Annotated in this window: 7 protein-coding genes and 3 pseudogenes; 2 read left to right on the plus strand and 8 right to left on the minus strand. The window is 65.2% G+C overall.

Annotated features, from left to right (window positions below; all coding sequences use genetic code 11):
- Positions 1-412: 412 nt before the first annotated feature.
- Entirely contained in the window at positions 413-829 is a 417-nt protein-coding gene (locus HWY30_RS32930; RefSeq protein WP_090806812.1) for a cupin domain-containing protein, read from the minus strand.
- Between the two features lie 177 nt (positions 830-1006).
- Between HWY30_RS32930 and HWY30_RS32935 the strand changes: the two genes are divergently transcribed.
- Positions 1007-1612, plus strand: coding sequence for a peroxidase-related enzyme (locus HWY30_RS32935; RefSeq protein WP_090806810.1), 606 nt, complete (start codon positions 1007-1009; stop codon positions 1610-1612).
- Positions 1613-1654: 42 nt separating this feature from the next.
- Here the strand turns inward: HWY30_RS32935 and HWY30_RS32940 are convergent.
- The 3 genes and pseudogenes from HWY30_RS32940 to HWY30_RS32945 form a co-directional block, all read right to left on the minus strand.
- Positions 1655-2936: pseudogene (locus tag HWY30_RS32940) on the minus strand (MFS transporter).
- Between the two features lie 82 nt (positions 2937-3018).
- A pseudogene (locus tag HWY30_RS42030) lies at positions 3019-3213 on the minus strand (transcriptional regulator); the annotation flags it as partial.
- A gap of 154 nt (positions 3214-3367) precedes the next feature.
- Positions 3368-5863, minus strand: coding sequence for a two-partner secretion domain-containing protein (locus HWY30_RS32945; RefSeq protein WP_244145100.1), 2496 nt, complete (start codon positions 5861-5863; stop codon positions 3368-3370).
- Between the two features lie 244 nt (positions 5864-6107).
- Between HWY30_RS32945 and HWY30_RS32950 the strand changes: the two are divergent.
- Positions 6108-6266, plus strand: a pseudogene (locus HWY30_RS32950) (DDE-type integrase/transposase/recombinase); the annotation flags it as partial.
- A gap of 292 nt (positions 6267-6558) precedes the next feature.
- Here HWY30_RS32950 and HWY30_RS32955 read toward each other — a convergent pair.
- The 4 genes from HWY30_RS32955 to tcuA form a co-directional block, all read right to left on the minus strand.
- Complete coding sequence (locus HWY30_RS32955; protein WP_090806806.1) at positions 6559-7986, minus strand: CoA transferase; 1428 nt, start codon at positions 7984-7986, stop codon at positions 6559-6561.
- Between the two features lie 19 nt (positions 7987-8005).
- On the minus strand, positions 8006-9319 hold the full coding sequence (locus tag HWY30_RS32960; protein WP_090806804.1) for an MFS transporter: 1314 nt from the start codon (positions 9317-9319) through the stop codon (positions 8006-8008).
- A 131-nt stretch (positions 9320-9450) separates the two neighbouring features.
- Positions 9451-10620, minus strand: a complete 1170-nt coding sequence (gene tcuB / locus HWY30_RS32965; RefSeq protein ID WP_090806802.1) for a tricarballylate utilization 4Fe-4S protein TcuB — start codon at positions 10618-10620, stop codon at positions 9451-9453.
- Positions 10607-12010, minus strand: a complete 1404-nt coding sequence (gene tcuA / locus HWY30_RS32970) for an FAD-dependent tricarballylate dehydrogenase TcuA (protein WP_090806801.1) — start codon at positions 12008-12010, stop codon at positions 10607-10609. Before tcuA ends, tcuB begins: the two co-directional genes overlap by 14 nt.
- Positions 12011-12078: the final 68 nt, after the last annotated feature.

The following is a 12078-nucleotide window of genomic DNA, read 5'->3' on the forward strand; positions in this document are numbered from 1 at the left end:
AAATGAGCGTCGATTCGATTCGTTATCCAGAAAATTTGACGCGTCTTGATCTGCAAGCCGATCCGACAGTTCATTAATCAGCGTTTCCCTAGGATATACGAGCTAAAAATGCCGTCAATTTATTTTTAGATTTTGGCAAAGCGGCATCGAGCGTGATGCCGCGTGTTTCGTCTACTGTTCATTCACTCCGCGAGACGTGCGGTGATCTTCGCGGCGGTTCTGGTCGGCTTCAGCACAGGTGGCGAGTCGGCGTCGTGAAAGAACGCCGACGAAATCGCGCGCGACCGACGAATGGGCGCGGCGCACGACGCGGCGCGGCCTGCATGCGCCGCGCGGCAAGTGGATCAAACCGGTTTGAGAAGCATGATTTGCCTCGCTTCAGGCGAGGCGGTCCGGGAAGAGGCCCGTTGCCTCACGCATCCTCGGACGGATCATAGGGCACCACGCGCTCATGCTCGTCCGCGTGATTGCGCGCGACGATCGCGCGCGCCGCGGCGTTCGCGTCGAGATTGAACGGCTGATGCGGCACGCCCGGCGGAATGAACAGGAAGTCGCCCGGCTCGGTGATGACCGACTCGCGTAAGCCCGGGCCGTAGCGCGTCTCGATCATGCCTTCGAGCATATAGATCGCGGTCTCGTAGTCGGCGTGAAAGTGCGGCTCCGCATGGCCGCCAGGCGGGACCACGACCATGTACATCGACAGCCCGGTGCTGCCCGCGGTGCTCGCCGAAATGCCGACGAAATAGGGCAGCCGCTGCATCGTCGCGATTTCCCGTTCGGGCCGCAGCTTGACCACCGGGGCCCGCGCGTCGTGCGTAACGTTTGACATGGTCGCTCCTTTCGTCGCCGCCGTGCCGGGCGGCTTAACGCATGCCGAGCTGAAAGTCTAGACGATACGGGCGGCAATGTGGGACGTGATCGAGCGGACCTGGTGAAGCGCGGGCGAGCGCGAAATCGCGTTGCTACAATGGTCGGCATACCCCGACAGAGATCACGGAGACAGCGCATGGCCACGCTTCAGCCCATCAGCCGCTACCCGGTGCCCGAGCCGAGCGAGTGGCCCGAAGACATCAGTGCCCGCATTCTCGAAGTGCAGGAGAAAGCGGGTTTCGTGCCGAACGTGTTTCTGACGCTCGCGCATCGGCCCGACGAATTCCGCGCGTTCTTCGCTTATCACGATGCGTTGATGCTGAAAGAGGGCGGTCTAACGAAAGGCGAGCGGGAGATGATCGTGGTCGCGACGAGCGCGGTCAACGATTGTCTTTACTGCGTGGTCGCCCACGGCGCGATTCTGCGCATCTACGAAAAAGCGCCGCTGCTCGCCGATCAGGTCGCGGTCAATCACCGCAAGGCCGACATCACGGACCGCCAGAAGGCGATGCTCGATTTCGCGCTGAAGGTGTGCCGCGCGTCGGGCACGGTCGACGAAGAAGACTTCCAGACACTGCGCGGCCACGGCTTCACCGATGAAGACATCTGGGACATCGCGGCAATCACCGCGTTTTTCGGGCTGTCGAACCGGATGGCCAACGTAATCTCGATGCGTCCGAACGACGAGTTCTATCTGATGGGGCGTGTGCCGAAAGCCGCGGCGGATGCACCGAAAAAGTAGCCTCGACTGGAATCGCTTCAGCATCTCTATCGGCAATTCGCATCACGCCTGCGCGGGGCGAGACGAACGCCGCGCGGGCGTCATCACCACGGTGTCGTCGATCGGGAAATGCAGCAGTGCCGCAATCAATCCCGCCGCGACCGTCGCTACCCATAGCAGTGAGTACGAGCCCGTCAGATCGAACACGAGGCCACCGAGCCACGCGCCGAGAAACGAGCCGATCTGATGGCTCAGAAAGCACACACGCCGAACAGGCTGCCGAGGTGACGCGTGCCGAACACCTTGGCGACTAGCCCGCTCGTCAGCGGTACGGTGCCGAGCCACGTGAGGCCCATCACCGCCGCGAAAATCACCACGGACACAGCGCTTTTCGGCAGCGCGAAGAATGCGGCGATCGTCGCGCTGCGAATCAGATAAAGCCAGCCGAGCACATGATGTTGGCGGAACCGGCCGCCGAGCCAACCACATGCCCAACTGCCCGCCATGTTGAACAGGCCGATCAGCGCAAGCGCGGTGGCGCCCAGCCCGATCGGCATATGACACAGCGTCAGATACTCGGGCAGATGCGTCGCGATGAACGCGAGCTGAAAGCCGCAGGTGAAGAAGCCGAGCGTCAGCAAGCGGTAGCCGCGATGGCGCATCGCTTGTGACAGAACCTCGCGCAGCGGCGCCGCGGGCGCGTCCTCGAACCGCGCCTGAGCCGTCGCGTGGATCGGCGCACGCCGGTCGAGCACGATGCCGAGCGGCGCGATCAGCAGCATGGCGAAAGCGAGCACGAATAGCGATGTCGCGATGCCCGAATGCAGCCGGATGCCTTGTACGAGCGGCACCATCAGCACCTGTCCGGCGGAGCCGCCGGCGCTGACGAGCCCCATCGCGACGCTGCGCTTCTCCGGCGACGCAACGCGGCCGACCGCTGGCAACACCACGCCGAAGGTCGTGCAGCTCACGCCGATGCCGACCAGCAATCCCATGCCGGTCACCAGCAGCGCACCGCTCGGGGCGACGCCGACAGCCCGAGGCCGGCCGCGAATGTCGAATCGCCGAACGCGACGACCGGCGCCGAGCCATAGCGATCCGCGGCCGCGCCCGCGAGCGGCTGCGCGAAGCCCCACACGAGGTTGTGCAGCGCGATCGCGAAAGCGATCAGCGTGACCGGCAGACCGCGGTCGAACGAGAACGGGCCGATGAACAGGCCGAAGGTCTGGCGGATGCCCATCGCGGCGCTCAGGATCAGCGCACCGGCGACGATCACGAGCGTCGTGGTGACGGTCGTTGCGGGAGCGAGGGCGGGGGCGGGTTGCTTGCTATGGGTCGTCGACATGGCGGCTCCTCTTTGGCCACCATCGTCGCAGCCCGCCGCGCAGCCGGCAAAGGAAAAGATTTCGACGACAGGTGAGTGTGGCTCACCTATGCGCTGCTACGTCGTCGTCCGCCGCCGCGTCCGCATGCGCGTCGAAGGCCGCCGCCTCGTCGACGAGCCAACGTTTGAAATCGGCGAGCTCGGGCCGCCGGATCGCGCCGTCCGCATTCTCCGCGCTGACCAGCCAGTAGGCGGTAGTCGATGCGACGGTGGGCGCGCAGCCGGACGTCAGCTTCCCGCATCAGCGAACTCGCACTCCCGACCCCAACGAGACATCCGACCTTGGATTTGCAGTCGTCCGTTGCCAAGCGGGATCTGGCCATTCAGGAAACCGGTTCCGCGCACTGGCGATACCACGGCAACCGAGAGCCGCGTCGGAGTAATCGGCCCCCTCAAGGATCGAGTTGCCAACGCAGTACGGGATGGGTCGCGCCGGCCGGCAATGCCCAGACGCCGGTTGAACTGAAGTCGAACGTCGGGCCGAAGCTCGATGGCACGCTCATCTGCGCGGTGGTGAGTCCATTCGCGATCGGCACGGGGGTACCCGTGCCCACGCCGACCGTGGCTCCGGTTGTCTGCGTGTCCCAGAAGACGTCGTTGGCGATCGTGCCGGTATTGCTGGTCGCAACACCGAGCGCGGGCGGCCCCAAGCCTGGGATAATTTCCTGGACGACGTTGCCCGTCGCGAAGGATTGCTCGATCGTGCCGGTGTTGCTTTGAACGAGCGCGGCGCTCCCCGAGCCAAAGCAGGGCTCGCCGCCGCCGCCACCGCAGTAGTCGGGCGTGAACGTAACGGTCCCGGTCGCATATGACTGCGTAATCAGACCGTCGTTCGTGCCTACCAGACCGCCGGCGCCTTGAGTGTGAGCAAAGGCATTCACGGTGCCCGGCCCAAACGGTGGCGGGATGTCCGGGCTTTGCGCTTCGTACGACTGCCGGATCACGCCGGTGCTGAAGTTGTATCCGACGAGGCCGCCCAACACGCCCTCGCTCACCATCGACGCGTCGCTGGACGAGCGTGTGATCGTGCCGTAATTCGAGCCCACCAGGCCGCCGCTCATCGAATCGATCGAGACGAAAGGGTTAGACAGCGAAAGGCTGCCACTCGTCTGGGCATGCACGATCAGGCCGTCGTTGACGCCGGCCAGGACGCCAAAGGAGCCATAGCCGCTGATGCTTACGAAGCCATTTACGCTGACGTTGCGAACGACGGCCGTCGCGCCGATCACACCGAACAGACCACTCGCTGCCGCGGGATTCGCCGGATCGCTTGTGGCGGGAACACTCTGCCTCGCATTCAGATTCGAGATCGTTTGGCCCATGCCGTCGAACTGTCCAGCGAACGGCGCGGCGCCTGTTCCGATCGGTACATAAAGACCTGCGCCGTAGCTTGGCGTGCTGATGTCGATGTCCTTGCCGAGCGCATAGTCGCCGGCAAGATCGAGCGATATATTTTCCAGATCCGCGAGCGAATTGACGAGCCGGTAGCCGGTAATCTGAGTGATCAGTCCGCTGTCGGACGGTGCCGTCCAGGCCGTGTTGGCAAGCAGCGTCCCCGGTGCGTAGGTGCCGTTCATGTCGTACAGCGCGCTGACCGTCCCGGTGCTTTTCGACCAGTCGATCGTGCCGCCGTTCGTCACGCTGCCGCCGTTATCGATGCCCGTCGCGTCCGCGCGCAGCGTGAGGTCACCAGAACCCGTGTCGCGGATCTTCGTGCCCGACGAAAGCGCGACGTTATGGTAAGCCGCGAGCGTCAGCGCCGACGCACCGTGCCAGTCGATATCGGATGCGATCAGCAGGTCTCCGGCCGCACCATTGGCGCCGATGGTCGTCAGGTCGACCGTGCTGCCCGCATTCAGGCTGCGCTCGAGCGAACGCGCGACTGAGGCGTCCACGGTGAGCGCTGGCGTCGCGATGTTCCATCGACCGGCGTACACGGCCGCGCCTCTCTGGAACGACAGTCGCGCTGCCTCGGTATCAACCGTGCCTCCGCGGCCGTCAGCGTTCTTCGCCACGATCGCGCCTTGTTGCGACACCGTGCCGTCGTCCGCCACGAGCCACACGTGGCCGTCGCGAGTCGCCGTGCCCGTCGCACGGATGCGCGCGCCGCCGCCCGCGAGCGCGTACACGTTGCCGTCCGCGGCTTGCAGGCTGATCTGCGCGGCGCGCGTGATACCCGAATCAATCACATTGCCCGCGCTGCCCGCCTGGACGAATACCTGTTGGCCGCTCGACGAGTCCTGCAGCAGCACCTTCGATCCGGCCGCGAATTCCGCCGTGCCCTCAGGCGCATTGACAGTTCCCGCGTTGATCACGGTCCGGGCGAGCAGGAACACGTCGCCGCCACTGGAGCTGATCTTCCCGAGATTCACGACTACTGCGTCCGAGTTGCCCGACAGGGTAAGCGCGCCGCCGTTCATGAACGCGCAGTCGCATGTGTCCAGCGTGGATGCAACGAAGCGTCCGCCCGTCGCCACCACGCCGGATCGACCCACGACGATGCCTTGCGGATTGATCACGTAGACACTGCCCGTGGCACTGAGCATGCCGAGGATCGCTGAGAGCGAGCCACCCGTCACCCGGTTCAGGGTTGCGCCCGTGCCGTTGGCGAACGTGACGCTGTTGTGCCTGCCGATCGAGAAGCTGTTCCAGTCGATCACACCGCGTGTCGAACCGGGTTGCGTGATCACGAGGCTGTTGCCCGCGCCCGCTATCGTGCCAGTGCCAGCGACGTAATGGCCGCCCTGCGGCAGGCTGCCCGCCGCGAACGCCACGGGTGTCAGGCAGAGTCCAGTCAGCGAAATGCCGATAGCGAGCCAGAGGTGTCCGCGCGAGTGCTGTCGATTCCGTGCGCGTCCCACGGACCGAGGTCGTTCCGGACGTGACATACAGCCCCCTTTCCGCATGCATGCGGAATGGCCGCCAACGACCCGCGGAGCCGACCGGAGACGCGTGAGTCGCCGTGTCTGAAGAATAGCAGTTGGCGTCGCGCATGCATGCCGATATCTCAGCGTCGGGCGCCTTCTTGTGGGGCTTTTGTGCCATCTGACGCGTGGCGAGACTTATGATGCGCGTCGATAAGATCCGACGCCAAATTGCGTCAGGGCAACATGAGCAGCGACTGCGTCTTCTACTGTGTCGGTCTCAAGGTATCTCAGCAATCTGATCGAACAGGACCATCGCCACATCAAGTCCCGGACCAATGCCATGCTCGGCTTCAAGCGTTTCAGGAACGCCGCGATCACTCTGGCCGGCATTGAGTTGATGCATGGCATTAGCAAAGGCCAATTCAATCTCGCAAAGCTCGGCCTCAAAGATGCCACTGTACCCACCGTATGGAATGTGCCCACCGTATGGAATGCGGTCCTGTCTTATCAATTATCTGCGCCACGCAGGAAGTTTAAGCGCAAACGCCGGCAATCGGCGGCCCTGTGCCACTTAGCCAGGCTGTCCGCCGCAACCGGGTTGTATTGCGCCGGCCATCCGGAGCTCGTGCGCCGCCGCCTCGTCGATAAGGATGGGAGCCGCGAGGCTTAACGAATGGATCCCTACGACAGTTCATCGGCAGCGCATGCGCAAGACTTCAGGGCCAGCATGGGGGCGCGCTGCCTAGTGCGCTAGCCGGCAAATCCCAGTGCACGTCGACGCCGGCGATCCGCCACGGCGCCGCAATGCGGCGAGCCGGCCCCCATGGAGTCGATTCGATCGCCGCGCTCGCGTCGGCTGCGGATTCCGAGGCGAGCGAGGTATCGTCCCACGGTGCGTTGAAGTCGATGAGCAGTCTTGCGGTCCGGGCGAGCGAGAGTCGCGCGCGCGTCGCGATGCCGTGCTCGAGCCGGCGCTTCAGGCCGCGCAGCACCGCGGCCGCCACCAGATAGCCGGTGGCGTGGTCCAGCGCCTGCACCGGTAGCGGGACGGGCGAGGCGGATGCGCGCCAGCGCATTCCCGCGTCGGCGATGCCGCTGCTCATCTGCACCAGGCTATCGAAGCCGCGACGCATCCCCCAAGGTCCGCTCCAGCCGTAAGCATCGAGGCTGACGTCTACGAGCCCGCGAGCGAGGCGCTCGCGCGTGGCCGCGTCAAAGCCGAGCCGGTCGAGCGCGCCCGGGCGCAGGCCGTGCACGAGCACATCGGCGTCCGCCAGTAGCCCAGCAAACGTCGTATGTCCGGATAACGTTTTCAAGTCGAGCCGGGCGCAGCGCTTGCCGAGCGTGACGTCCGGCACGGCGCCGGGCTCGTCCCAGTCCGGGGGATCGATGCGCAAGACCGTCGCGCCCAGGCCCGCAAGAAAGCGCGTAGCCGTCGGCCCGGCGAGCACGCGCGTCACGTCGAGCACGCGCACGCCGTCAAGCGGTCGCTTGAGCGCGATGGGCCAGCCAGGCACGGTGCCAGTTGGCCCCTTGTCGTACGCGACGACCGGTTCGGCCGCTACCGCGCTGCCTTGTGGATGCGTACGCCACGCGTCGGCGTCGCGCATCTGCGCGGCACAACCGCCTGCATCGATGATCGCCTGTTCGAGGTCGGCGCCTTCCCATGTCGCGACGGCTGCGGCGGCCGCGTGGCGGTCGGCGACCGCGCCGAGCGTGCGACGCACGGCCGCCCGGTGATGAGCCGCGTTAGCATGCAGGCGGATCCAGCCATCGCGGGTCGGGTAGTCGCCCGTCAATGGATCGCGCAACGGGGGAACCTGCCAACCGTCCGGGCGCAGCGACGTCGCAAACCAGAACGAGGCAAGCCGCCGGTCGACTTCGACAGCCGCGGGTTGGCGGGTCTGAAAGGGGGATGAAGTGGGCTCGTCCGAGAGCGAGCGCGCGGCGTGCGGATGCGCATGCGCGAGCAGTTCGTCGACTGCGAGCGCCGCGGCGGCGACCGACGCGGCGGCGAAGTCGGTGACTGCGAACGCCGACGGCAGACTGCCGGTGCCGCGAAAGGCGAGTCGGTCGACATCGTCGGCCTGGCCGCCGAGCGCATTCCACAGGGTGCGGGTCAGGGCGAGCGAGGCAGACGACATCGCGTTGCTCCTTGCCGAATCAGAATTCGAGATCGACGCCCTTGGTTTCCGGCGTCGCGAGGATCGCCAGGATTGCCGCCACGGCGTAGACCATCACGAAGAGACCGATATAAATATAGGCTCGATGGATCCCGTACGCATGCAGGATCAGGCCGGCGATGATCGGAATGAGCCCCCCGCCGTAGACCTGCGACACCTGATAGGCGGCGCTCGCGCCCGACGCGCGGAAGCGCGTCGGGAAGTTCTCGGTATAGAAGGTCGGGATCGCGCCATATCCGAAGCCGAACACGAAGCCGAAGCCGATCACCTCGGCGAGCACCGCGAGCCAGAAGTTGCCGGTGTTGATCAGGTAGAAATAGGGGATCGCCCACACGAGGAAGACCACGGCCGAGATCAGCAGGATCGTGCGTCGGTTGATGATGTCCGCGAGCAGCGAGCCGATGATCATGAACACCAGCATCGAAGCGGCAGCGATGAGGCCGATCGTTTCCGCGAGTGTTCCGGCGAAGCCGACCGCTTTCATGTAGCTCGTGCCGAACACGAAGCTCAGGAAGAACGCGCCGCCGAACATCGCGTTCACGAGCGACGTGCGCAAGATGCGTAGCGGCATTTCCTTCCACACGCGAGCGGCCGGACTTTTGAGCGTTTCGGCGCCATGCTTGAAGCGCTCGAACACGAAGCTGTCCATGGTGCGGGTCCGGATCACGATGCCGACGATCGCCACCGCGAAGCCGACATAAAAGAAGATCCGCCAGCCCCAGGCGGTGAACTGCTCGGGCGACATCAGCGACTTGACCAGGATGACCGAGCCGAAGCCGAGGAGGAGGCCAAGCGGGATCGCGAATCCGACCCAGGCTCCCCAGAACGCGCGACGCTTTGACTTCGCCGCCTGCTCGACGACCCACGTCGCAGCGGTGCCGAATTCGGCGCCGAAGCTGATGCCCTGCACCAGGCGGAACAGGATCAGGAGGATGGGGGCGGCGGCGCCGATGCTGTCGTAAGTCGGCGTCAGTCCGATTAAAAGCGTGCTCACGCCCATCAGCAACAGCGCATAGACCATCGCGTCCCTGCGGCCTTTGCGATCGGCGATGTTCCCGAAGATGAACGCGCCTACGGGGCGGATCACGATGCCCAATCCGTACACGCCGATCGCGGCCGCGATGGCGGCGAGATTGGGCAGCTTGAAGAAGATCTCGCCCCAGACGGTGGCGGCGATAATCCCCGTGACGAGGAAGTCGTACTGCTCGATGACCGACCCGATGATGCTGGCCAGCGCAACCTTGAAAATCTGCTGCTGCGAGGGCGCTGCTACACCTTTTTCGATTGTTGCCATTTTTTGTCTCCTTGCGCTCGTTAACCGTATCCTGGAGCGTGATGTGCGCCCCGTCGGAGTGTGGTCCGAATCATCCGCGTTTCTGCGTGCTTTTATTAATTAAAGCTATTCTCTGTCTGCAGTCTACTGCGTTAATCGTCGGCAAGGCTCAGGCAATTCGGCTGGCGGCGCTCGATCGCCCACTTGAGCAATGCTGCCGCGCGCAGCGGCCCATGCGCGAATTTTCCGTAAGGCATCGTCAGGAACAAGGCGATCACTGCGCCCAGATGAAGCGCGAGCAGCGTAGGCATCGCCGCGCTCGCGCGCCACGCGGCGAGCGCGAGTCCGCTCACGGCGATGAACAGCAGCATCGCAATGAAGCCGAGATCCATCGGTTTTTGTTGCGCATCGCCCTGCAGCGGGTGTCGGCGCAGATTCAGCCATCCGAGGCCGAGCGTGCCGACCGTGATGCCGATGCCGCCCGCGATGCCCAGCAGCGCCGGCAGGCTCATGTACGCATACGGCGCTTCGAGACCGAGCAGGTAGTGATAGAGCGTGGCGACGCTCGTTGACAGGAAGCACAGCAGAAAGCCGTAGAAGGTGGTCTGATGGAAGTGTCGGCGGGCGAGCGAGAAGCGGTCGTCGTCGTTGTTGCAGCCGTCGCCGTGGCCGCCACCGAGATACTTGAGCGTGGCCACCGCCGCGCCGGCCTCGGCCGTTTCCGCGGCACTCGCCACGCCGGGCCCCATCTCGCGCCAGAAGCGCCGCACGCCGACGCCAAGCGCAACGACCGCGAACAGGAACACCGGCGCGAACACGCCGACCATCAGCCGGTGCGGGAAGACATCGTAGAAGCTGCCTCCGGGCGCGGCGCGCCATAGGGTGCCGCGCAGCGCGAGCGCGAGAATCAGGAACAGCGCGAAGCCGGCGGCGAGCGCCAGCGAGACCACGAGCCCGTTGCGCTCGTAAAGTCTGCCGAAAGCGCTTGGCCACGCGTAAAGGCGGTACGTGCGCAGGCGCACGCGAGCCATCGCCTGAGGCACGTTCACCGCGAACTCATGCGGCGGCGCGTACTGGCACGCGTGCAGGCAGGCGCCGCAGTTGTGGCACAGGTTCGCGAGGTAATGCACGTCGGCGTTGCCGAACTCCAGACGCCGTGTCATTGCTGGAAATACCGCGCAAAAGCCTTCGCAATAGCGGCATGCATTGCAGATCTGCAGGATGCGCGCGACTTCGTTCTCCGCGGTGGCGGCGGGTGGGACGAACGACGAACCATCCGCCACGGCCCGGGCATCGCGGATCAGGATCTCAAGCGGCTGCATCTGCGTGTTCCTCGCGTGCTGCTGCGGCCGAGTTGCTCCCTGCGATGCGGCCGAAGGCCGTTCCGATGCTCATGCCGACGCCCGCCGTGTAACCTTGGCCGAGCACGTTGCCCGCCATCATTTCGCCCGCCACGAACAGGTTCGGGCTGGGGACGCCGCCGAAGTGGACGGCGGCTGTCTGATCGGTCTTCAGGCCGAGATAGGTGAAGGTGACGCCCGGCCGCAGCGCATAGCCGAAGAAGGGCGCGGTGTCGATCGGACGCGCCCAGTGTGTCTTGGCCGGCGTGAGGCTTTCGGTATGGCAGTCGTCGAGCTGCGTGTGGTCGAACGTGCCGGGCCGGCACGCCGCGTTGTAGGTGTCGAGCGTCTGCATGAAGCGCGCATCGTCAAGGTCGAGCGCGCGGGCGAGTTCCCGCTGGCTGTTCGCCCGCGCGCCGGGAAACACGGGCGGCATGAAACGGCCGACGGCTTTTGCATCGATTATCGAATAGGCAATCTGGCCCGGTTGCTGCGCGACGAGCCGGCCCCAGATCGCATAGCGCTTTGGCCAGAAGTCCTCGCCTTCGTCGTAAAAGCGCACGGCCTCCCGGTTGACGACGATGCCGAGCGATACGCAATCGATGCGCGTGCAGATTCCCCCATCGTAGAGCGGCGCTCGCGCGTCGATCGCAACCATGTGAGCCTGCATCGGGTCGCCGATGCGGTCCGCGCCGGCGTCGAGCATGAAGCGCAGCAGCGTGCCGTTGTTGAAGCGCGAGCCGCGGATCAGGAAGTTGTCGGCCGGGTACTCGCCGCGCTCGTTCTGTCCCCACGCGGCGCGCAGCCACTCGCGGTTCGATTCGAAGCCGCCGGCTGCAAGCACGCAGCTGCGCGCCGCGATGCGTTCGTCGGCCACATAAGCCGCGACGAAGCGCGGGCCGTCGAGCTCGAGCCGGTCGACGGGCGCATCGTAGCGTATCTGTACGCCGAGCTGCCCGGCGCTGCGGTAGTACGCGTTGACGAGCGCCTTACCGCCGCCCATGAAAAACGCATTGGTGCGCGCCGTATGGAGCGCGCCCGACAGCGACGGCTGGAAACGCACGCCGTGACGGTGCATCCACGGACGGCAGCTCGACGAGGCCCGGATCACGAGGCGGGCGAGCGCTTCGTTCGTCTGCCCGCCCGTGACCTTCAACAGGTCCTGCCAGAACTCCTCTTCGGGATACTCGCCGACGAGCACGTCCTGAGGGGTATCGTGCATGCAGCGCAGGTTGCGCGTGTGCTGTGAATTGCCGCCGCGCCATTCGCGCGGCGACGTTTCGACGAGCAGCACCGAAGCGCCCGCTTCGCGCGCCATCAGCGCCGCGCAGAGGGCGGCATTGCCGCCGCCGATTACAAGGACATCGACCATGTCAATTGCAACCAGAATATCCAACCAGGGTATCGATCGATTGGAAATAAGCACCAATCACGCCCGCG

The sequence above is a fragment of the Paraburkholderia tuberum STM678 genome (genome assembly GCF_902833905.1).
Classification (GTDB): domain Bacteria; phylum Pseudomonadota; class Gammaproteobacteria; order Burkholderiales; family Burkholderiaceae; genus Paraburkholderia; species Paraburkholderia tuberum.